The sequence below is a fragment of the Pseudomonas sp. LBUM1640 genome (assembly GCF_059716225.1).
The window spans coordinates 1,237,029-1,261,579 of sequence record NZ_CP166816.1 but is presented as its reverse complement, the minus strand read 5'-3'; the positions used below and the strand labels follow the sequence as shown (position 1 = coordinate 1,261,579).

The following is a 24,551-nucleotide window of genomic DNA, read 5'->3' as shown; positions in this document are numbered from 1 at the left end:
TAAAGAAGAAAAGCGCTTTTGTGGCGAGGGAGCTTGCTCCCGCTGGGCTGCAAAGCAGCCCCTGTCTCAGGCACCGAGTTTTATCTGTAAAACCTTGGCGGCCTTTATGGGGCCGCTGCGCGACCCAGCGGGAGCAAGCTCCCTCGCCACAACAAGCCCGCCAACCACATCATGCGGTGTTTTACAGGTCGCCGTAGCCCAGGGAGCGCAATGCGCGCTCATCATCGGACCAACCACCCTTAACCTTCACCCACAGGTTAAGCATGATCTTGGAATCAAACAGCAATTCCATGTCCTTGCGCGCCTCGGTGCCGATGCGCTTGATGCGCTCGCCCTTGTCGCCAATGATGATTTTCTTCTGGCCGTCACGCTCGACGAGGATCAACGCATGAATATGCAGGGTTTTGCCCTGCTGCTTGAACTCTTCGATTTCGACGGTGATCTGGTACGGCAGCTCGGCGCCCATCTGGCGCATGATTTTCTCGCGGACCAGTTCGGCGGCGAGGAAACGGCTGCTGCGGTCGGTGATCTGGTCTTCCGGGAAGAAGTGCTCGTTCTCCGGCAGGTAACCGGCGATCACGCGTTCCAGGGCCTCAAGGTTGTGACCGTGCTGGGCCGAGATCGGCATGATCTGGGCGTTCGGCAGTTGCTCCTGCAGCCACGTCAGGTGCGGCATCAGCTCGGCTTTGTCTTCGATACGGTCGGTCTTGTTCAGCGCGACGATCAACGGGCCGGTGACGTACTGCACACGCTCGAGGACCATCTGGTCTTCGTCGGTCCACTTGGTGCGGTCAACCACGAAGATCACCACGTCGACGTCTTTCAACGCCGCCGAAGCGGTCTTGTTCATATAGCGGTTAAGCGCTTTCTCGCCACCTTTGTGCATGCCCGGGGTGTCGACGTAGACGGCTTGCACGCTGCCTTCGGTCTTGATGCCCAGCATGTTGTGGCGGGTGGTCTGCGGCTTGCGCGAGGTGATCGCGAGCTTCTGGCCGAGGATGTGGTTCAGCAGCGTGGACTTGCCCACGTTCGGGCGGCCGACGATGGCAACATAGCCACAGCGTGTTGCGGTTGAATCAGTCATGGCCATTCTCCACGCCCAGGGCAATCAGTGCTGCAGCCGCCGCTACCTGTTCGGCAATACGACGGCTCACACCCTGACCTCGGCTTTTTTCATTCAATAAGGTGATTTCACATTCCACGAAAAATACGCGGCAATGCGGCTCACCCTGGATATCCACCACTTCGTAGCGTGGCAGTTCACAACCACGCGACTGCAGGTACTCCTGCAGGCGGGTCTTGGGATCTTTGTTGGTGTCGACCAGCGTCAGGCTTTCGATCTCCGATGCCAGCCAGGCGACCACGCGCTCCTTGGCCGTCTCCATGCCTGCATCGAGGTAGATCGCACCGATCAAGGCTTCCAGGGCATCGGCCAGGATCGATTCGCGACGGAACCCACCGCTTTTCAATTCCCCGGACCCCAGGCGCAGGTACTCGCCCAGGCCGAAACCACGGGCCAGTACGGCCAGGGTCTCGCCTTTCACCAAGCGTGCACGCAGGCGTGACAGCTGGCCTTCGCGCGCTTGCGGGAAGCGCTCAAACAGCGCCTCGCCGGCGGCAAAGTTGAGAATGGCGTCACCGAGGAATTCCAGGCGTTCGTTATTACGCCCTGCAAAACTGCGGTGTGTGAGGGCAAGGACCATCAATTCCTGGTCCTTGAAGGTGTAGCCGAGCTGGCGCTCGAGACGACTTAGAGAAACGGTCACGGTTTATCCATATCTAGTTGGTGGCACCGGCGGCCATCGACGATTGACGCAGTGTTCAAATTCAAATCCTGGTGGGTGCCGCATGAGGCCGGACGATGCATTGTCCGAACCCCAGAAAAGCATTCGGCGCTGTGTTCACAGCGCCGCCTGTATTACTTGATCAGCCCGACCCGCGAGAAGTTCGGCAGGTGGCTGAGTTTCGGTTCGGGCCAACTCATCCAGACCGCAAAGGCCTTGCCGACAATGTTCTCGTCGGGAACCATGCCCAGCAGGTCCTTGGGAATGTTGGGATCATCCCAGTACCGGCTGTCATTGGAGTTGTCGCGGTTGTCGCCCATCATGAAGTAGTGCCCGGCAGGCACTTTCCACTCGCCATCAGGCATCGCGCGGTAGCGGCTCATTTCCTTGCGGATTTCGTGCTCTACCGCACCGAGTTTTTCCTGGTACAGCTCGGCGCTGCCCAAGGTGTTCGGCTCGGCGCCAATCAGCTTCTCGGCCACCGATTCACCGTTGATGAGCAGTCGCTTGTCGCTGGTGTAGCGAACCACATCACCCGGCAAACCCACGACGCGCTTGATGTAGTTGACGTTCGGGTCGCTTGGGTAGCGGAACACCATCACATCGCCGCGTTGCGGGTCACCGACCGGGATGACTTTCTTGTCGATCACCGGCAGGCGAATCCCGTAGGAAAACTTGTTCACCAGGATGAAGTCGCCCACATCCAGGGTAGGTTTCATCGACCCTGAAGGGATCTGAAACGGCTCCACCAGGAACGAACGCAGCACCAGCACGATGAACAACACCGGGAAGAACGACTTGCCGTATTCAACCAGCAAGGGCTCTTTGTTCAGCTTCTCGACCACCACCGCATCGGGCTGGCTGACGCTGCCCTGATAGGAAGCGATAGCCGCCCGACGACGCGGGGCGAAGAACACCAGATCGAGCAACGCCAGGAGGCCGCAAACGGCGACGGCGATGACCAGCAACAGCGGGAAATTTAGTGACATAGGACCTAACTATCCAACCTGAGCACCGCAAGGAAGGCTTCTTGTGGAATTTCCACGTTGCCCACTTGCTTCATGCGTTTTTTACCGGCCTTTTGCTTCTCAAGCAGCTTGCGCTTACGGCTTACGTCACCGCCGTAGCATTTGGCCAGTACGTTCTTTCTGAGTGCCTTGACGGAGGTCCGTGCAATGATCTGCCCGCCAATGGCGGCCTGGATCGCGACGTCGAACATCTGGCGCGGAATCAGTTCTTTCATCTTTTCGGTCAACTGGCGACCTTTGTAGTGCGCGTTGTCCTTGTGCACGATCAGCGCCAGGGCATCGACCTTGTCGCCGTTGATCAGCACATCCAGTTTCACCAGATTAGCCGACTGGTAACGATCGAAATGGTAATCCAGCGAAGCATAGCCGCGACTGGTGGATTTGAGACGGTCGAAGAAGTCCAGGACCACTTCGTTCATCGGCAAATCGTAGGTCACTTGCACTTGGGTGCCGAGGAACAACATGTCGTGTTGTACGCCACGTTTTTCAATACACAGGGTAATGACGTTGCCCAGGTGCTCTTGCGGCACAAGAATATTGGCCCGCACGATCGGCTCGCGCATGTCTTCGATGGAGGACAGGTCTGGAAGCTTGGACGGGTTGTCGACGTAAATCGTTTCACCGGTTTTCAGCAACAGTTCAAAAATAACCGTTGGCGCGGTGGTGATCAGGTCCAGGTCGTATTCGCGCTCCAGGCGCTCCTGGATGATCTCCATGTGCAGCATGCCCAGGAACCCGCAGCGGAAGCCGAAGCCCAGGGCGTCGGAGCTTTCCGGGGTGTACTGCAACGACGAGTCGTTGAGGGTCAGCTTTTGCAGGGCTTCGCGGAAGTCTTCGAAGTCGTCGGAGCTGACCGGGAACAGGCCGGCGTAAACCTGCGGCTGGATGCGTTTGAAGCCCGGCAGCACGTCGACGTCAGGCGTGGCGCTCAAGGTCAGGGTGTCACCGACCGGTGCACCGTGGATGTCCTTGATACCGGCGATGATGAAGCCCACTTCACCGGCCTTCAGGTCAGTGGTGGCGGTGTGCTTGGGGTTGAATACGCCGACGCTGTCCACCAGGTGGATCTTGCCGGTGGATTTGACCAGGATCTTGTCGCCCTTCTTCACCCGGCCGTGGCGTACACGTACCAGGGAAACAACGCCCAGGTAGTTGTCGAACCAGGAGTCGATAATCAACGCTTGCAGCGGATCTTCGTAGTTGCCGGTAGGCGCAGGGATGGTCTTGACCAGGCGTTCGAGCACTTCGTCGACGCCCAGGCCGGTCTTGGCGCTGCACTCGACGGCGTCGGTGGCGTCAATGCCGATGATTTTTTCGATTTCTTCTTTTACGCGGTCCGGATCGGCCTGTGGCAGGTCGATCTTGTTCAGCACCGGCATGACCTCAAGGCCCTGCTCGATGGCGGTGTAGCAGTTGGCGACGGACTGGGCTTCAACGCCCTGGCCCGCATCGACCACCAGCAAGGCGCCTTCACAGGCTGCCAGCGACCGGCTGACTTCGTAGGTGAAGTCAACGTGGCCGGGGGTGTCAATGAAGTTCAACTGGTACTTGATACCGTCTTTGGCGGTGTAGTACAGGGTAACGCTGTGGGCCTTGATGGTGATCCCGCGTTCACGCTCGAGGTCCATGGAGTCCAGGACCTGGGCTTCCATTTCACGCTCGGCAAGGCCGCCGCACATCTGGATGAATCGATCGGCCAGCGTCGACTTGCCATGGTCAATGTGGGCGATGATGGAGAAATTGCGGATATGACTCAAATCACTCACGGGTCAACACTCAAAAAGGCTGCAGGCAGATTGCCCGCTGAAAAATAGCCGGGAATTGTACCTGATGCTCAGGCCAAACGTCATCTTTGCTGACCAGAACAAAAATGCCCCGATCTCGCGAGCGGGGCATTTTTTGTTCATAAGCGCGGTATCAACCGGCCCGGCGCAACAGCCAGAACCCGGCCAGGGCGCAAATAGCCGTGGGCACCAGCACCGCAAACAGCGGCGAGAAACCGAACACCAGGCTCGAGGGGCCGAGCAGGTCCTGGGCGATACGGAAGGTGAACCCCACCAGCACGCCGGTAAACACGCGCTGGCCAAGGGTCACGGAACGCAGCGGGCCGAAGATGAACGAGATCGCCATTAACACCAGCGCAGCAGTCACAACCGGCTGCAACACTTTGACCCAAAATGCCAGCCAGTAGCGGCCGTTATTCAGACCCTGGTCCTTGAGGTAGTGGATATAGCTCCACAAACCGGAGATCGGCAGGCTTTCCGGGATCATTACCACGGTATTGAGCAGTTCCGGCTTCAGGGCGATGTCCCATTGCTCGGTCGGCACGTTGATCACTTCGGTGCTGGCCTTGGTGCCTTGGCCGACATTGCGGAAGTAGGTGGTGGTGACATCGCTGAGCGTCCACTTCTCGGCATCGTACTGCGCGCGCTTGGCGAAGCTGGAGGTCAGCATGTGCCGCTCTTTGTCGAACGTGTAACGCGTCACACCGATCAATAGGCCACCCGGCTGCACGGCGTTGATGTGGATGAACTCATCACCCTGGCGGTGCCACAGACCGTGCTTGGCGCTCTGCGCGTCGCCCGAACCCTGGGCCAGGGCGCGATTGGCCTGGGCTGTGGCTTCGGACGGCGGTGCCACGTATTCGCCGATCAACACGCTGCAGGCCATCAGCAACAGCATGGGCTTCATCACCGCCCAGACGATACGACCGATGGAAACGCCTGCCGCACGCATGATGGTCAATTCGCTGTTGCTGGCCAGGCTGCCCAGGCCGATCAGGCAGCCGATGAGCCCGGCCATCGGCATCATGTCGTAGAGTCGACGCGGCGCAGTCAGCGCCACGTAGCTCAGCACGTCCATGACCGTATAGGTGTCGGTGACGTTGCCCACTTCATCAATAAAGGCGAACAACGAGGCCAAGCCGAGGATGATGCCCAATACCGCCAGGATGGCGATCAGTACGCTGCTACCAATGTAGCGATCAAGCTTAGTCACGCGCCAACTCCTTCAGGCCATGACGGCTCTTCATTTTCAAACGGATAGGTTCCCAGTAGAGCAGCGCCAGGCCGATCACCAGGAAAATCCCGTGCACCCCCCACAGGCCCACGACCGGTGACAGCCGGCCTTTCTCCAGGGAGCCACGGGCGGAAATCAGCAGGGTCAGGTAGGCCATATACAGCAGGATCGCCGGCAACAGCTTGAGGAAACGGCCCTGGCGCGGGTTTACCCGGGACAGCGGCACGGCCATCAAGGTCACGATAAATACCAGCAGCGGCAGGGAAACTCGCCATTGCAGCTCGGCGATGGAACGCAGTTCCTGGCTACCGAACAGCGACGCTGTCGGCAGTGCGTCGCGGTCAGTCACCTCTTCACTGATCTCCGGCTTGGCCAGCATTACGCCATAAGTGTCGTATTTGATCGCTCGATAATCCGCCAGCCCAGGGCTGCCGTCGTAGCGATAACCATCTTCCAGGATCAAGTAACGGCTGCCATCAGGGCGCACTTCCTGGCGCCCGCTGTTGGCCACCAGAATCGAAATGCCACGGTCTTTCTGGTTGTCGCCCTGGTTTTTCTGGGAAATAAACACACCGCCGAGGTTGGCGCGGTCATCCGTCATGGTTTCGGTATAGGTCACCCGTGTACCGTCGTTGAGCGCCTGAAAGCGCCCGGGCTCGAGGGTGTCGAACTCGGTCATCGCATCCTGTTTGTTCAGCAGCAGCTGGAACTGCATGGCGCCCTGGGGCGCCAGGCTCATGCTCAACCAGGCCACCAACAAGGCGACGCCAGCGGCCGGCACCATGGTCATGGCCAGCAGACGCTGCTGGCTCATGCCGGTGGCCGAGAGCACGGTCATTTCACTTTCAAGGTACAACCGGCCATAAGCCAGCAAAATGCCGAGAAACAGGCCAAGTGGCAGGATCAGCTGCAAAAAGCCCGGCAGGCGAAAGCCCATGATCAGGAACAATGAGCCCGGATCCAGGGCGCCGGAGGCGGCCTGAGCAAGGAATTTGACGAAACGACCACTCATGGTGATGACCAACAGCACCGCACTCACGGCACTCAGGGTCAACAGGACTTCGCGGGACAAATAACGGAAGACGATCAAACCAGACACTCCAGGGTTGTCAGGCTAAGGCGGCCAAACAAGCAAGCATACCGAGTCGACCCGTTTACACAGGCCGGCTAAAAAGATGGCGCATTATCCTGTGATTGACGGCGCCTGTCACTGCGCAACCTCATGCACACGCACAAAGCGTGCGCCAAGGGTTGTCAGGTTCCGCCAGCGAGGTTCAAACTGCGGCCTTTGTCGCTGGCGGTTTACACAGCTGCCACGCTTTAAAGCCTGCGTACAGACGCGAGGCTCACAGACCTTTATAAGGGACCCGAAAATGGAATTGGTTGTAAAAAGCGTTAGCCCCGAAACGTTGAAAACCGCCACCCTCGTGGTCGCTGTCGGCGAAGGCCGCAAGCTCGGCGTCGCCGCCAAGCAACTGGACGAACTCAGCGGCGGCGCCATCAGCGCCGTGCTCAAGCGCGGCGACCTGGCCGGCAAAGTCGGCCAGAGCCTGCTGCTGCAAAGCCTGCCTAACCTCAAAGCCGAGCGTGTTTTGCTGGTGGGCGTGGGCAAGGATGCCGAACTGGGCGACCGCCCATTGCGCAAAATCATCAGCGCCATCCTCAATACCCTCAAGGGTCTGGGCGGCAGCGATGCGGCACTGGCACTCGATGAAATCGTCGTTAAAGGCCGTGACAGCTACGGCAAGACCCGCCTGCTGGCTGAAAGCCTGATGGACGGTGGCTACATTTTTGACCAGTTCAAAAGCCAGAAAGCCGAACCACGCGCCCTGAAGAAGATCACCCTGCTGACCATCAAGGCTGCACAGGCTGAAGTCGAGCGCGCCGTAACGCACGCCACCGCCATCGCCAACGGCATGTCCTTTACCCGCGACCTGGGCAACCTGCCGCCGAACATCTGCCACCCGACTTACCTGGGCGAGCAAGCCAAGGCACTGGGCAAAGAGTTCAAAGGCCTCAAGGTTGAAGTGCTGGACGAGAAGAAGATCAAGGAACTGGGCATGGGCTCGTTCTATGCCGTAGGCCAGGGCAGCGACCAGCCGCCACGCCTGATCGTGATGCAATACAACGGCGGCAAAAAGTCCGAGAAGCCTTACGCCCTGGTGGGTAAAGGCATCACCTTCGACACCGGCGGCATCAGCCTCAAGCCGGGCGCAGGCATGGATGAGATGAAGTACGACATGGGCGGCGCCGCCAGCGTGTTCGGCACCCTGCGTGCCGTGCTGGAACTCAAGCTGCCGATCAACCTGGTGTGCATCCTGGCGTGTGCCGAAAACATGCCAAGTGGCGGCGCGGCGCGTCCGGGCGATATCGTCACCACCATGAGCGGCCAGACCGTTGAAATCCTCAACACCGACGCCGAAGGCCGCCTGGTGCTGTGCGATGCGCTGACCTACGCCGAACGCTTCAAGCCACAAGCAGTGATCGACATCGCCACCTTGACCGGTGCCTGCGTAGTTGCCCTGGGCGCCCACACCTCGGGCCTGCTGGGTAACAACGACGAGCTGATCGAGCAACTGCTCAGCGCTGGCAAGGCTGCCGACGACCGCGCCTGGCAACTGCCGCTGTTCGACGAGTACCAGGAGCAACTGGACAGCCCGTTCGCGGACATCGCCAACATCGGCGGCCCGAAAGCCGGCACCATCACCGCGGCCTGCTTCCTGTCGCGCTTTGCCAAGAACTTCAACTGGGCGCACCTGGACATCGCCGGCACGGCCTGGACCAGCGGCGGCAAGGACAAGGGCGCAACCGGCCGCCCGGTGCCACTGCTGACCCAGTACCTGCTGGATCGCGCCAAAGCCTGAAACTGAAGATTCCGGGGCGGCCTTTGTGCCACCCCGGTCTCAGGAACCACGATGACCCAAGTCGACTTCTATATATTGCCCAGCGCCGACCCGTCTGCGCGCCTGGACTTTGCCTGCAAACTCACCGAAAAAGCCTGGCGCATGGGCCATCGCATCTACCTGCATTGCAGCGATGCCGCCCAACGTGACGACCTCGACGCCCGCCTGTGGCGCTTCAAGGGCGAAAGTTTCGTGCCCCACGGCCCTGCCGAGTCCGAACCCGAAAGCCTGGTTGTACTGGGCCTGGGCGACAGTTGCGGCGATCACCATGACCTGCTGGTCAACCTGGACTTGAAAGTACCGGCTTTTGCCAAAGCGTTTGCGCGTGTGGCGGAAGTCGTGGTGGAAGACCCGGCTATTCGTCAGGCCGCGCGGGAGAGTTTCCGTTTCTACCGCGAACAGGGCTATTCTCTGCAAGATCACCGGCTACAACGACTTTGAGTACATGATGGACACGCCAAACACTATAAAAAAAGACGACCACCTGCTGGACGACCTCGAGTCGATCCGTCAGTTGCTCGGTGATGATGGCTTGCAACCGCCGCTGCTGACCGAAACGGTCGATGGCGAGGTACAGATTCCGCTGCTGTTCGACATGGTCGGTGGCAAGCCTGCCGCACCAGAACCCGCACCAGCCCCCGTTGCAGCACCCAAATCCACCGCAGAAAAAGCGCCCGACGCCTTACTGCTGCACCTGGACAACGAACTGCGCGCCGCCGCGCAATTGATCATGCAGGATGTGATCGACGACTTTGCCCCGCATATCGAAACCGAGATAAAACGCCGGCTGGATGCACGGATGGAGAGGCTATTAAGCCAATATCAAACTTGAGCCTGAAAGGCCTCAATCAGCGTCGCGGCCATTGTTATCAAGAGCACCTGTAGGACTCACTGCTCATGACCGTCTGTCGTAACTGTTACTTTTCACAGTAGATGCCCAGTTAATAAGGGAGAACCCTTACCTGAGATTATTCCTTGCTGGAGATCCGGGTAATGGGCGTTCCCACACTGTACTTTCCAATCCTTGAATTGACCCCTTTGCCATTTCCGATTTTCTATGGCGAAGGAACTCCAGGCCAACCCGTCACTGTATGCCAAACGAATACCGGCATGGTGTTGGCGCGAACAAGGGTTGATGAGAACGGTAACTGGCTCGTCATATCCGATGAAGCATTGCCTTTGGGCCCCTACTCGATCTCGGCCTATTACGACTTGAGCCAAGGGTATGCACCCAATCTTCCCTTTTATGTGGGTCGCCCTCCTCCACAGGGTGGAGCTGGCAGTACCCCGGCGGATAATTCCCCAGTTCTCACTAGCTTGACTTTAGTTGACTCCCTGCGACCACTGCTCACAGGGACAGCCCCGCCCAATACCACAGTTGTCATAAATCATGCGGGTGGCAACCCACGCTACGGCAGCGTTGTTGCGGACAGTAATGGCAACTGGGAAACGACACCGATTACTGATTTCGTATTGGATGCCAATAACTGGGTGAACCTCGCCTTGATGGTAACTGATGCGGGAGGCAATGCCTTATCGCCTTCGGTGAGCGTTACACTCACGGTTTGCTTGGCAAGCGGCACCGGCGGCACCACGCTGCCTCCAGGCAGCCCACCCCAACTCACCAGCTCCACCACCGTGAATTCCAAACGGCCGAAGCTGACCGGTATCGCGGCGCCCAATACCATCGTAGGTAATCCTTCTTACGGATACGCTAGCGTCGATGGCAACGGTAACTGGAACCTGACGCTCGGCGCTGACTTGGTGGTTGATGCCAATAATGGCGCGTTCATCCAGCTCGCCGAATTCAACTCGAGCTTTACCCGCACGTCCGCCTGGACAGATATAAAACTGACTGTCACCGGCAGCAGCAGCACCCTGCCCCCAGGCAGCCCCCCCCAACTCACCAGCTCCACCACCGTGAATTCCAAGCGGCCGACGCTGACCGGTATCGCAGCGCCCAATACCATCGTCGGTATTCTCCACGCCGGAGGCCTACCGGTTTACGGATACACGCCCGTCGATGGCAACGGTAACTGGAGCCTGACACCCAGCGTTGACTTGGTGGTTGATGCCAACAATCAAGTGCCCCTCGCACTGTCCGAATTCAACTCGAGCCATGCACAGACGTCCGCCTGGGCAGGTGCAACCCTGACGTTCAGTGGCACCACCACCCAGCCCTTAGGCAGCCCGCCTCAACTTACCAGTTCAACCACCGTCAACAGCTGGCGCCCCTTACTCGAAGGCAGGGCTAAGGCCTATGCCTTTGTGCGGATCTATCCAAACCTGGGCCCCGACGACGGCCTACCCTTGGGCAGCGCACAGGCCGACGGGAATGGCATCTGGAAACTGCAGATGCCCGTTAACCTGCCACCCTATCAGGGCAACACATCACTCATCTGGTTCGCCGAATTCAGCTCGGCCAGCCCGGCGCTGTTGGCGAAAGACAAAACCTCGGAGTGGGCCAAGGCCACGTTGACGGTAAACGCCAGTACCACCCTGCCCCCAGGCAGCCCACCCCAACTCACCAGCTCCACCACCGTGAATTCCAAACGGCCGAAGCTGACCGGTATCGCAGCGCCCAATACCATCGTAGGTAATCCTTCTTACGGATACGCTAGCGTCGATGGCAACGGCAACTGGAACCTGACGCTCGGCGCTGACTTGGTGGTTGATGCCAATAATGGCGCGCTCATCCAGCTCGCCGAATTCAACTCGAGCTTTACTCGCACGTCCGCCTGGACAGATGTAAACCTGACTGTCACCGGCGGCAGCAGCACCCTACCCCCAGGCAGCCCACCCCAACTCACCAGCTCCACCACCGTGAATTCCAAACGGCCGAAGCTGACCGGTATCGCGGCGCCCAATACCATCGTCGGTATTTTCCACGCCGGGGGCGTGCCGGTTTACGGATACACGCCCGTCGATGGCAACGGTAACTGGAGCCTGACACCCAGCGTTGACTTGGTGGTTGGTGCCAATAATCAAGTGCCCCTCGCACTGTCCGAATTCAACTCGAGCCATGCACAGACATCCGCCTGGGCAGGTGCAACCCTGACGTTCAGTGGCACCACCACTCTGCCCCCAGGCAGTCCACCCCAACTCACCAGCTCCACCACCGTGAATTCCAAACGGCCGAAGCTGACCGGTATCGCGGCGCCCAATACCATCGTAGGCAATCCTTCTTACGGATACGCTAGCGTCGATGGCAACGGCAACTGGAACCTGACGCTCGGCGCTGACTTGGTGGTTGATGCCAATAATGGCGCGCTCATCCAGCTCGCCGAATTCAACTCGAGCTTTACCCGCACGTCCGCCTGGACAGATGTAAACCTGACTGTCACCGGCGGCAGCAGCAGCAGCACCCTACCCCCAGGCAGCCCACCTCAACTCACCAGCTCCACCACCGTGAATTCCAAGCGGCCAACGCTGACGGGTATCGCGGCACCCAATACCCTCGTCGGTATTTTCCACGCCGGGGGCGTGCCGGTTTACGGATACACGCCCGTCGATGGCAACGGTAAATGGAGCCTGACACCCAGCGTTGACTTGGTGGTTGGTGCCAATAATCAAGTGCCCCTCGCACTGTCCGAATTCAACTCGAGCCATGCACAGACGTCCGCCTGGGCAGGTGCAACCCTGACGTTCAGTGGCTCCACCACCCTGCCCCCAGGCAGCCCACCCCAACTCAGCACCACCAACGTGAACTCCATGCGGCCAACGCTGACGGGTATCGCGGCACCCAATACCCTCGTCGGTATTTTCCACGCCGGGGGCGTGCCGGTTTACGGATACACGCCCGTCGATGGCAACGGTAACTGGAGCCTGACACCCAGCGTTGACTTGGTGGTTGATGCCAATAATCAGGTGCCCATCGCACTGTCCGAATTCAACTCGAACTATGCACAGACGTCAGCCGGGGTAACCGCAACCCTGGTTGTCAGTGGCAGTACCACCCAGCCTCTAGGCAGCCCGCCCCAACTCACTAGCTCCACCAACATCAACAGCTGGCGCCCCTTACTCGAAGGCAGGGCTAAGGCCTATGCCTTTGTGCGGATCTATCCAAACCTGGGCCCCGACGACGGCCTACCCTTGGGCAGCGCACAGGCCGACGGGAATGGCATCTGGAAACTGCAGATGCCCGTTAACCTGCCACCCTATCAGGGCAACACATCACTCATCTGGTTCGCCGAATTCAGCTCGGCCAGCCCGGCGCTGTTGGCGAAAGACAAAACCTCGGAGTGGGCCAAGGCCACGTTGACGGTAAACGCCAGTACCACCCTGCCCCCAGGCAGCCCACCCCAACTCACCAGCTCCACCACCGTGAATTCCAAACGGCCGAAGCTGACCGGTATCGCGGCGCCCAATACCATCGTAGGCAATCCTTCTTACGGATACGCTAGCGTCGATGGCAACGGTAACTGGAACCTGACGCTCGGCGCTGACTTGGTGGTTGATGCCAATAATGGCGCGTTCATCCAGCTCGCCGAATTCAACTCGAGCTTTACCCGCACGTCTGCCTGGACAGATGTAAACCTGACTGTCACCGGCAGCAGCAGCACCCTACCCCCAGGCAGCCCACCTCAACTCACCAGCTCCACCACCGTGAATTCCAAGCGGCCAACGCTGACGGGTATCGCGGCACCCAATACCATCGTCGGTATTTTCCACGCCGGGGGCGTGCCGGTTTACGGATACACGCCCGTCGATGGCAACGGTAAATGGAGCCTGACACCCAGCGTTGACTTGGTGGTTGATGCCAATAAGCAAGTGCCCCTCGCACTGTCCGAATTCAACTCGAGCCATGCACAGACGTCCGCCTGGGCAGGTGCAACCCTGACGTTCAGTGGCGGCGGCACCGGCGGCGCCATGGTCGATGGCACACCTCCCATTATCACCAGCCCGGCCAATAACAGCACGGTCCAGACACTGCGCCCCATCTTCACCGGCAGGTCAGCGCCCTACGCCAGGATTTGTGTGCAAAATCAGACTTCCACCCGCTACTACGGCGATGGTTATGCCGATCCCTACGGCATTTGGACCGCCACACTCATCCAAGATCTAGACCCCGGTCAGGTCACGCTGTACTTTGGCCAATACGGGAATGGCAGGGTGTCGGCCGATACCGCGCATACGCTGACCCTTTCAGCTGCCGGTACAACTCAACCCTTGGGCAGCCCGCCCCAACTCACCAGTTCAACCACCGTCAACAGCTGGCGCCCCTTACTCGAAGGCAGGGCTAAGGCCTATGCCTTTGTGCGGATCTATCCGAACCTGGGCCCCGACGACGGCCTACCCTTGGGCAGCGCACAGGCCGACGGGAATGGCATCTGGAAACTGCAGATGCCCGTTAACCTGCCACCCTATCAGGGCAACACATCACTCATCTGGTTCGCCGAATTCAGCTCGGCCAGCCCGGCGCTGTTGGCGAAAGACAAAACCTCGGAGTGGGCCAAGGCCACGTTGACGGTAAACGCCAGTACCACCCTGCCCCCAGGCAGTCCACCCCAACTCACCAGCTCCACTACCGTAAGCTCCAAACGGCCGAAGCTGACCGGTATCGCGGCGCCCAATACCATCGTAGGTAATCCTTCTTACGGATACGCTAGCGTCGATGGCAACGGTAACTGGAACCTGACGCTTGGCGCTGACTTGGTGGTTGATGCCAATAATGGCGCGTTCATCCAGCTCGCCGAATTCAACTCGAGCTTTACCCGCACGTCCGCCTGGACAGATGTAAACCTGACTGTCACCGGCAGCAGCAGCAGCACCCTACCCCCAGGCAGCCCACCCCAACTCACCAGCTCCACCACCGTAAGCTCCAAGCGGCCGACGCTGACGGGTATCGCAGCGCCCAATACACTCGTCGGTATTTTCCACGCCGGAGGCCTGCCGGTTTACGGATACACGCCCGTCGATGGCAACGGTAAATGGAGCCTGACACCCAGCGTTGACTTGGTGGTTGATGCCAATAAGCAAGTGCCCCTCGCACTGTCCGAATTCAACTCGATCCATGCACAGACGTCCGCCTGGGCAGGTGCAACCCTGACGTTCAGTGGCACCACCACCCTGCCCCCAGGCAGCCCACCCCAACTCACCAGCTCCACCACCGTAAGCTCCAAACGGCCGACGCTGACCGGTATCGCGGCGCCCAATACCATCGTAGGTAATCCTTCTTACGGATACGCTAGCGTCGATGGCAACGGTAACTGGAACCTGACGCTCGGCGCTGACTTGGTGGTTGATGCCAATAATGGCGCGTTCATCCAGCTCGCCGAATTCAACTCGAGCTTTACCCGCACGTCTGCCTGGACAGATGTAAACCTGACTGTCACCGGCAGCAGCAGCACCCTACCCCCAGGCAGCCCACCCCAACTCACCAGCTCCACCACCGTAAGCTCCAAACGGCCGAAGCTGACCGGTATCGCAGCGCCCAATACCATCGTAGGTAATCCTTCTTACGGATACGCTAGCGTCGATGGCAACGGTAACTGGAACCTGACGCTCGGCGCTGACTTGGTGGTTGATGCCAATAATGGCGCGTTCATCCAGCTCGCCGAATTCAACTCGAGCTTTACCCGCACGTCCGCCTGGACAGATGTAAACCTGACTGTCACCGGCAGCAGCAGCAGCAGCACCCTACCCCCAGGCAGCCCACCCCAACTCACCAGCTCCACCACCGTCAACAGTTGGCGCCCCTTACTCGAAGGCAGGGCTAAGGCCTATGCCTTTGTGCGTTTCTATATAAACCAGGGTCTCGACGGCGGTCTGCACTGGGACGCTACACAGGCCGACGACAAAGGCATTTGGAAATTGCATACGCTCATTGACCTGCCACGCGGCCAAGGCAACACATCAACCCTCTGGTTCGCCGAATTCAGCTCGGACAGCCTGGCGCTGTTGGCGAAAGACAAAACCTCAGACTGGGCCAGTGCCACCTGGACCGTCAATCCTGCATAACTCAGCCATCCAATCGACGGGGCGATGCAAGTTTATGCATCGCCCCGTCACCTCGCTCTACGCGCATCCGTCCATCCCCGCTATACTTGCCGGCTTTTCCTGAATAAATGCCAAATAGGGTCCCGCCGCGCATGGATAAGACCTACCAGCCGCACGCTATTGAAACTTCCTGGTACGAGACCTGGGAGTCCGAGAATTATTTCGCCCCGCAAGGTGCCGGCGATTCCTACACCATCATGATTCCGCCACCGAACGTCACTGGCAGCCTGCACATGGGCCATGGCTTCAACAATGCGATCATGGATGCGTTGATCCGTTTTCGCCGCATGCAGGGCCGCAACACCCTGTGGCAACCGGGCACCGACCACGCCGGTATCGCCACCCAGATGCTGGTGGAACGCCAACTCGAAGCCACCGGCCAGAACCGTCACGACCTGGGCCGCGAGAAATTCCTGGAAAAGATCTGGGAATGGAAGGATCAATCGGGCGGTAATATCAGCCGTCAGATCCGTCGCCTGGGCTCGTCCGTCGACTGGAGCCGCGAGCGCTTCACCATGGACGACGGCCTGTCGGAATCGGTGAAAGAGGCCTTCGTGCGCCTGCATGAAGACGGCCTGATCTACCGCGGCAAGCGCCTGGTCAACTGGGACACCAAGTTGCACACGGCTATTTCCGACCTCGAAGTGGAAAACCACGACGAGAAAGGTTTCCTGTGGAACCTCAAGTACCCGCTGGCCGATGGCGCCAAGACAGCTGAAGGCAACGACTACCTGATCGTCGCCACCACCCGTCCGGAAACCATGCTCGGCGACGCCGCCGTGGCCGTGAACCCGAACGATGAACGCTACCAGGCACTGATCGGCAAGTTCGTCGAGCTGCCGCTGGTGGGTCGTCGCATCCCGATCATTGCCGACGACTATTGCGACCCTGAGTTCGGCACCGGCTGCGTGAAAATCACCCCGGCTCACGATTTCAACGACTATGAAGTCGGCAAGCGCCACAACCTGCCGCTGCTGAACATCTTCGACAAGAACGCAGCCGTACTGCCGGCCTGCCAGGTGTTCAACCTGGATGGAACGCTAAACGAGAGCATCGACGGCAAGATCCCGGCTGAATACGCCGGTCTCGACCGTTTTGAAGCGCGTAAGCAGATCGTTGCCGCCTTCGACGCTGCCGGCCTGCTGGTAAGCGTTGATGACCACGGCCTGAAAGTGCCGAAGGGCGACCGCTCCGGCACCATTATCGAGCCTTGGCTGACCGACCAGTGGTATGTGTCCACCAAGCCGTTGGCTGAGCCGGCGATTGCTGCTGTGGAAGATGGCCGCATCCAGTTCGTGCCCAAACAGTACGAAAACATGTACTTCTCGTGGATGCGTGACATCCAGGATTGGTGCATCAGCCGTCAGCTGTGGTGGGGCCACCGTATTCCGGCCTGGTACGACGAGTCGGGCAAGGTCTATGTGGGCCGCGATGAAGCCGAAGTACGTGCCAAGCACAACCTCGGCGCCGACATTGCGCTGCAACAGGACAACGACGTACTCGACACCTGGTTCAGTTCGGGCCTGTGGACGTTCTCCACCCTGGGCTGGCCGCAACAGACCGAATTCCTGAAGAAGTTCCACTCCACCGACGTGCTGGTGACCGGCTTCGACATCATCTTCTTCTGGGTTGCCCGGATGATCATGCTCACCATGCACTTGGTGAAAAACGAAGACGGCACCCCACAGGTGCCGTTCAAGACCGTGTATGTGCACGGCCTGGTGCGTGATGGCCAGGGGCAGAAAATGTCCAAGTCCAAGGGCAACGTCCTGGACCCGCTGGACATCATCGACGGCATCGACCTGGAAACTCTGGTGCAGAAACGTACCTCGGGCCTGATGCAGCCGAAACTGGCGAAGAAGATCGAAAAACAGACCCGCGACGAGTTCGCCGAAGGCATCGCCAGCTACGGCACCGACGCCCTGCGTTTCACCTTCTGCTCGCTGGCGTCGACCGGTCGCGACATCAAGTTCGACATGGGCCGCGTCGAAGGCTATCGCAACTTCTGCAACAAGATCTGGAACGCTGCGCGCTACGTGCTGGATAAAGGCGAAGACTGCGGTCAGAACGGCGAAGCCTATGAGCTGAGCCTGGCCGACCGCTGGATCATCTCGCAGCTGCAGCGCACCGAAGCTGAAGTGACCCGCCAACTCGACCAGTTCCGTTTCGACCTGGCCGCACAAGCCTTGTACGAGTTCATCTGGAACCAGTATTGCGACTGGCACCTGGAATTGTCCAAGCCTGTGCTGTGGGACGAAAACGCGCCGGTCGAACGCCAGCGCGGCACCCGTCGCACCTTGGTGCGCGTGCTCGAAGTGGCCCTGCGCCTGGCGCACCCGTTCATGCCGTTCATCACCGAAGAAATCTGGCAGCGCCTGGCGCCGCTGGCCGGTATCGAAGGCAAGACCATCATGCTGCAACCTTGGCCGGTGGCCAACGAAGCGCGCATTGATGAGGCGGCCGAAAGCGATATCGAATGGCTCAAGACCCTGATGCTCGGCACGCGCAACATTCGCGCCGAGATGAACATCGGGCCGGGCAAGCCATTGGCGGTGTTCGTGAAGAACGCCAGCGCCGAAGACCAGCGTCGCCTCACCGAGAACGATGCGCTGCTCAAGAAGCTGGCGAAGCTGGAGTCGATCACTGTATTGGCTGACGACGCCGAAGCACCGCTGTCCGCGACCGCGCTGGTTGGCGAGATGGAAGTGCTGGTGCCGATGGCCGGCCTGATCGACAAAGGCGCGGAATTGGCCCGTCTTGATAAGGAAATCCTGCGCCTGCAAGGCGAAGTGCAGCGCGTGGGCGGCAAGCTGTCCAACGCGGCGTTCGTCGACAAGGCGCCGGCGGAGGTGATCGATAAGGAGCGCGCCAAGTTGGCTGAAGCTGAACAGGCTTTGGGCAAGTTGGCGGAGCAACGCAGTCGGATTGCCAGCTTGTAAGTCAATGCTGGATTAAAAAGAGAGACCTTCGGGTCTCTTTTTTTGCGCAAAAATTAACGGATCTAACTAGGGAGACACTTAAGCGCGAAAAGTTATAAAAAACTGTCAACATTGACAGTATCAACCCACTGGAAAGCGGCATTACTCTGAAACAAAGCTCTCTGCCCTGCATCATTTTGCAGGCCGGAGGCAGCCTACTTTTTCAGGAGTTTCCAGATGGCCAATTCAACAATTATTGCTCAACATAAAGTTGACGAAGGTAGCCCAAGCATTCACGGGGTCGAGCATTTTTCGGGCGCATTTTGCTCATTCATCCCGCTAGCTGAATTAGTTGGAAATGGTGGACTTGGCCCGACTCTGGATCTGAAACTTTACTACACTTCAGCCCTCACCCCCAATAACCTCGGAAATTGTAGCCTAAGGTTTAATCATGCTTACTTTCAACAGACCCCAAGTTTTTTACCGAGAAGCCCAGGATACCTATTCTTAGAGAACGGAGACTCTTGGACCTGGGACGGAAAAAGCGATATTTCATTACCCCACGCCGTCATCAGCCTAAGTGACAAGCAAATTAAACTCACACATAAAAGTGGCCGACAGGAACTTCTTACCGCATTCACCATTCCCTCAGCCAGTGTGCAAATGGCCATCGATGCCCATTACCTTCCAACGACAATAAGCTCACCCTCGGGGCATAACATCTACCTCCAATGGGAGTTGATTCAAGTCACCTCAATAATCACACATTCACTTCCACGCCTAAAGTCAGTTTCAGACGAGTCAGGAACACTATTGACCGTTGCTTATACCGAGTCCAGCGACCTAATGCAGGTCACTTTCAATGTATGGCCGGGAACCCAATACAATTACACATCCACGATGGATTTCCGCATCCACTATGACGCGCTATCCACAAGCTACTTATTGAGTAAAATACAGCAGAGCAACCAGATAGACACGACAGCGTTCGAGTACACAAACTACTCCATCAGCAAAATAAAACACAGCGGCGGCCTCACAGAGACAATTAGTTATCAGAACGACAAAGTTTCCAAACACCTCATTACCGACAACAACGCGACCATCATCCAAAACAATCAATATACTTACACCACTTCAAAAGGCAACCAAATCACCTCAGTAACGGAGATAGGCAACAAAGAAACCCACTATCACTTTTCATCCAACCGCCTACCGATAAAAGAAACAACTTGGGTAGATGGCTTCGTATTGAAAACCGTTGAGTTGAGTAGAGCTGCGAAAAACCGCGACACTGTCCTCACGGGCGCCGCTAATGAACCCCTCCCCGACCGTATTGAAAGCACCACCACCACGACCTATGTCAGCCCTTACCTGAGCGTTCGCACGGAAGTCGTCGTAATCACAATGGACACCTTAGGCAATATTATTTCAAAGACTGAAAACGGCATAACAACGGAGTGGACTTATTATCGTGGAATGCTGGAAGAAGACATACTTGTCAAAACCGAAAGAGTTAACACATCCACAACGCCTTTGAGTGTCGTTGCGGCCATAGGTGATTACGCAAACCCTATCGGCTGGGGATTCCTACTGTTCGCTAAAGCCGGGTTGACTTGGGGTACACGTGAGCTGCGCCAAAAGGTTCGTTCGCCTTACGTCACCAGTAACGGTCAACAGACCTTCAACCTCCCTGTGGCCATTCGATGCCCTGGCGACCCAAATTACTTCAAGGTTCACGTCGAATCCGAAAAGGTCTATACCCTGAACAACGGCCAACGGACTGACTTGCAGTGGACCTTCTACAGTTACGATGGGCTGCCGGTCAAAGACGCCCTGGTGAAAGGCCCAACCCTCAAACCTTCGAAAAAATTGACAATCTATAACCCGGTTGGGGATGCCAATGGCAAGCTCTCATCATGGGCGAACGGCAATATGGTGCTTGAAGAGAATACTTATGATACTGGCGTTAATTCACCTCACCATGGACGGTTATTGAACAGCACGCAATCTATCCTTGACGCCGCGGGCAAGGTCGTTCCGGGCTCTGTCGTCAGTACTGCGATCGACTACGGGCTTTCCAACAACCAACTCACTACCACCACTTATGTGACCGCGGGCACTGAACCTGCAGTCACCGGAACTCAAGTAACTCATACACTCACCGGTTTGCTTAAGGCGCAAATTGATGCGCAAGGCAATACGACCCTTTACGAATACGACGCACAGCGCCGCATCATCCAACAAACCGTATATGCCGACGAGCCCGAACTCAAAGGCACAACCACTTTCACCTACGTTGACGCTGGCACCGAAACTCAAATGACGCGTACCAGCCCGTTCGGAGAACAAAGCAGAGACGTATTTGATGCGTTGGGCCGCCCCATCCGAAACGAGTGGCTGCACACTGACGGTTCATGGCTGAAGTTATACGAAATAACTTACGACGCCCAAGGTCGAGAGGCGTCCACGACACAATTCGACTACACCGCCAATAAAACGCAATTGCCCTCGCAAACACGTAACTTCAGCTATGACCGGTGGGGGCAGCTCTCGGAAATCAAGTGGGCCGCGAGTGGTGAGACCGAGAATTTTTCGTACGACCCGGTCAACCGCAAGACCTCAACCTGGGTAGCACAAGGCAGTGAAACGGGCGGGCGCACCATACAGGTATTCGACGAACCCGGTGGAGAACAACGCCACGAGTCGTATCTCCATGCCAATGGTAAGTTCGTGAGCTCACAGACGTATCGCTACAACGCCGTAGGTCGTCTGATCACCGAGACTTCAAGCGAGGCAGATGCGATTCACCGCAATTACGACGCTTTTGGCCGCGTAAGCCGGGTAGAGACCGCAGGTATCACGACGATTAATGACTTCCCTGCCCACAGCCAAGCACCCGTAGCGACAGCTGCCAAGCTGGAATCCGGCGGCCAAACAGTTTCACTGGGCACCCAGACAGTAGATGGCCTGAGCCGCGTGACGGCTACCGTACTCGGCGGCACTAAAGTGAACTATGCCTATATCGGCAGCGGGAATTGGGGCAAAGCAGATACTCAACCCAGCGCTACGAACACCTCATCTACTCGCATTGAGCTGAGCAATACTTGGGACGCGCAAACCCGTACCCTTACTGAAACCATTACCGGAGGCATTGTCCGAGGTAGTGATTCAACTACCTCTCAAGCAAGATACGAATACTCCATTCAAGGCCTCTTACTGCGATCAACTGATGCGTTCGGTAACAGCACTCAATACACTTACGACACCCAAGGCCGTCTACTGAACAGCGCCAGCGCAACGCTGACCGTAGACTTTATATATGGCCCGTTGGGTAGGCTGGAATCCGAAACATTGAATGATCTAACCCATGGTAAAACCATGACCACTGCGTACACTTACAACGCATCCGGTCAAGAAACCCAACGTCAATTCAACGCCACAGGTTTTCCACCCCTTACATTAAAAACAACGTATACCACCTCTTTAATTGCCGAAATGGAAATGCTGCAAGGTGCATCACTGTTGCGCAAGGAAGAGTACCGTTACGATTTCAGAGGGCAACTCGAAACCTATCTGTGCAGCGGCCCCCATAAACCCTCCACGCCTGACCGTTATGTGATTGACCGACAGGATTTTAAATACGACCTGGCCGGCAACCTGGTTCAATGCACAGTGACCAGCAATGGCAGGCCGTTTATCGATAGCTACACATTCGGGGCCGCAGACCCCTGCCAACCTCAATCCACTACACTTCATAGAGGTACGTCTCAACAAACCCACTCTTACAAATATGACAGCCTTGGTTATTTGATAAACAAAGACGGTTTCCCACTCACTTACAACATGCAGGGCCAATTAACCGTTCACAGTGACGCCCAACAACGTTTCGACTATTATTACGACACTGTTGGCCGGCTCGCTGGGTGCTCAGGTACGGGGCACTACGACCAGTACTATTATAAAGATGACTTCCAATACGCTCGGCAAGGTGTATTTAGTAGCAACGGGGTTTTTCGCTACCGCACTTCCATTTTGATGAACGAGAGCACTTCCTGCTTATTGCTGCAGCAGAGTATCAGCCAAGGCAGCAACACGCCAACAACAACAAGCCGCAGCTTCGAGGTAAAAGACATCAAAGGCTCGGTGATTGCCAGTTACGACCTGTCTACCAATTCAATTTCATTCTTTATTTACACGCCATTCGGCTATCGCCCTCACACCATCGATCAGCGTTCGTGGGTTGGGTTTAACGGCCACCCCATGGACAGCGTTACCGGTAATTACCCTCTGGGGAACGGAGCGCGAGTCTACAATCCTGCTAAACAAAGCTTTGATGCTCCTGACCCTATCAGTCCGTTTGGTGCAGGTGGATCAAATCGATATCGGTATTGCAGCAACGACCCGGTCAATAAAAGTGACCCCTCTGGGCTCTCGGAGGTTTTGAATCAGTATTCTGTCACTACTCATGCGCCAGCGATCGAAGACCCGGTAGTGGCCGCTGTGGTGGTCGGCGTAGTCGGCCTCGCGCTGGCACCATTTACCGGCGGTACTTCGGTCGGGTGGACGGTAGCAGCGGTAGGTTTGGCAGCAGTGTCCGCGGGCTTTGGCATAGCATCTGCGGCGCTACGAGAAAGTGATCCTGACCTCTCAGAAGCATTAGGATGGGCTGCATTCGGGAGCGGCCTGGCCGAAGCAGGTGCAGGCGCCGGGCTCGCTTTGCGCGCTGCAAGAGCAGGGGCCAGGGGAGCAACAAGAGAAGCCAGCCTCGTGTATCAACACAACAGCATAGCCAAAGGCCAGATGGGCCTTGAAAAGCTGACTGTTAAGACACGCAGTATCGGTTTGAAGAATGGGCCCGTTTCATATGAGGTCTACAGTGGAGGTCCAAATGCTACTAAAGCGTATATATTCGGCCACGGAATGTCGCGTGCCGAGAAGTTTCGATTCAAACTTCCATCTGGTGTAGACCTTCATTTTTTCGCACCTAAAGGCGCGTCGATTGCGACAGACGACAGCCGATTGCTACAGCATCTTTCGGGCAAGCTGAATGGAACCTATATAAGCAAAGCACACAACGCACTGAACCCCAAGTTAGTGCCTGACTATATTTTGACCGAGTTCAAGCCAAAAGATATGGTCATCAACAATATTCTCAAAACACCGCAAGACCTGGACAAGGTAATGAGGCAATTAGCAGCAGCGCATAATATCGACATTATTCGCCCTAAGGGTCAGATACCGCTCAGCGAACTAACCACGGCACTTCAAGCGCAGAACTACAAAAAAATATACGGCTCGTTTTGCCGGGGCCCTATTCGAGACTTCGTTGGCCTTGCAGATATAAAAAGGATAAGACATTCAAAATGGCGTATGTTTGTACTGGACATGGAAGGCTCATTGGTGAATCGACTTTAACCAAACACGATCACCTCTCTACCCCTGGAGACCTCACTAAAGATTCGCTACCGGTGCCCCAGGGAGTCTACATCGCCATGATGCACGCCGACGCCAAGTGCACTTGGTTAACCATGGCGAAACCGACTACAACGCCCAAGGTAGAGAGAACAGCATCACAGAGTATGACTACCGCCCAGACGGCTCGCAGTTATTAAGCCATACGCGAGCCTTGAATTATGACCACTGGGGGGGGGGGGCACGGTATGTCATCGGTACATGCATCGTTGATAGTTTTACTCGTGTGACACAAGGCGCGCTCGGCGGACGGACTACCGGTCGAATTGTCGGTAACTTTTTTCGAGGGAGTTGGGCGTACGACACCTCAGCCATTGTTGAAAGCATTCGGCAAGCCTTGCGCCTATTTAGTCAACACGCTCCATCAAGCGTCAACCAACTCTGAGACTACGTGGCGTTCGGCTCATCGTATTACCAACTCTTTAT

At 57.3% G+C, this 24,551-nt stretch carries 12 protein-coding genes; 6 read left to right on the top strand and 6 right to left on the bottom strand.

All coding sequences use genetic code 11. From position 1 onward, the window contains the following. Window positions 1–181 precede the first annotated feature (181 nt). The 6 genes from era to lptF all read right to left on the bottom strand — a co-directional run bounded on the left by era (window position 182) and on the right by lptF (window position 6,920). Window positions 182–1,084 carry a GTPase Era gene (era, locus tag ACA065_RS05590; protein ID WP_003234112.1) on the bottom strand — a complete coding sequence of 301 codons (903 nt, stop codon included), beginning with the start codon at window positions 1,082–1,084 and terminating at the stop codon, window positions 182–184. Further along, window positions 1,077–1,766 carry a ribonuclease III gene (gene rnc, locus ACA065_RS05585; protein ID WP_003188856.1) on the bottom strand — a complete coding sequence of 230 codons (690 nt, stop codon included), beginning with the start codon at window positions 1,764–1,766 and terminating at the stop codon, window positions 1,077–1,079. Before rnc ends, era begins: the two co-directional genes overlap by 8 nt. Before the next feature lie 152 nt (window positions 1,767–1,918). Beyond that, window positions 1,919–2,773 carry a signal peptidase I gene (lepB, locus tag ACA065_RS05580; protein ID WP_497693647.1) on the bottom strand — a complete coding sequence of 285 codons (855 nt, stop codon included), beginning with the start codon at window positions 2,771–2,773 and terminating at the stop codon, window positions 1,919–1,921. 5 nt (window positions 2,774–2,778) lie between these two features. After that, on the bottom strand, window positions 2,779–4,578 hold the full coding sequence (gene lepA, locus ACA065_RS05575; protein WP_497693646.1) for a translation elongation factor 4: 1,800 nt from the start codon (window positions 4,576–4,578) through the stop codon (window positions 2,779–2,781). A 151-nt stretch (window positions 4,579–4,729) separates the two neighbouring features. Continuing rightward, window positions 4,730–5,809, bottom strand: coding sequence for an LPS export ABC transporter permease LptG (gene lptG, locus ACA065_RS05570; RefSeq protein WP_497693645.1), 1,080 nt, complete (start codon window positions 5,807–5,809; stop codon window positions 4,730–4,732). Next, window positions 5,802–6,920, bottom strand: a complete 1,119-nt coding sequence (lptF, locus tag ACA065_RS05565) for an LPS export ABC transporter permease LptF (RefSeq protein WP_497693644.1) — start codon at window positions 6,918–6,920, stop codon at window positions 5,802–5,804. The genes lptG and lptF overlap by 8 nt, the downstream gene beginning before the upstream one ends. Window positions 6,921–7,203: 283 nt before the next feature. Between lptF and ACA065_RS05560 the strand changes: the two genes are divergently transcribed. The 6 genes from ACA065_RS05560 (at window position 7,204) to ACA065_RS05535 (ending at window position 24,068) form a co-directional block, all read left to right on the top strand. Then, window positions 7,204–8,694: a leucyl aminopeptidase gene (locus ACA065_RS05560; RefSeq protein WP_497693643.1), complete on the top strand. Its 1,491-nt coding sequence runs from the start codon at window positions 7,204–7,206 to the stop codon at window positions 8,692–8,694. Between the two features lie 51 nt (window positions 8,695–8,745). Further along, window positions 8,746–9,174, top strand: a complete 429-nt coding sequence (locus ACA065_RS05555) for a DNA polymerase III subunit chi (RefSeq protein ID WP_177016393.1) — start codon at window positions 8,746–8,748, stop codon at window positions 9,172–9,174. Window positions 9,175–9,181: 7 nt separating this feature from the next. After that, on the top strand, window positions 9,182–9,565 hold the full coding sequence (locus ACA065_RS05550) for a DNA polymerase III subunit chi (RefSeq protein WP_497693642.1): 384 nt from the start codon (window positions 9,182–9,184) through the stop codon (window positions 9,563–9,565). Between the two features lie 737 nt (window positions 9,566–10,302). Further along, window positions 10,303–15,693, top strand: coding sequence for a beta strand repeat-containing protein (locus tag ACA065_RS05545; RefSeq protein WP_497693641.1), 5,391 nt, complete (start codon window positions 10,303–10,305; stop codon window positions 15,691–15,693). 131 nt (window positions 15,694–15,824) lie between these two features. Continuing rightward, window positions 15,825–18,671, top strand: a complete 2,847-nt coding sequence (locus ACA065_RS05540) for a valine--tRNA ligase (RefSeq protein ID WP_497693640.1) — start codon at window positions 15,825–15,827, stop codon at window positions 18,669–18,671. A 216-nt stretch (window positions 18,672–18,887) separates the two neighbouring features. Next, on the top strand, window positions 18,888–24,068 hold the full coding sequence (locus ACA065_RS05535; RefSeq protein WP_497693639.1) for an RHS repeat domain-containing protein: 5,181 nt from the start codon (window positions 18,888–18,890) through the stop codon (window positions 24,066–24,068). Window positions 24,069–24,551: the final 483 nt, after the last annotated feature.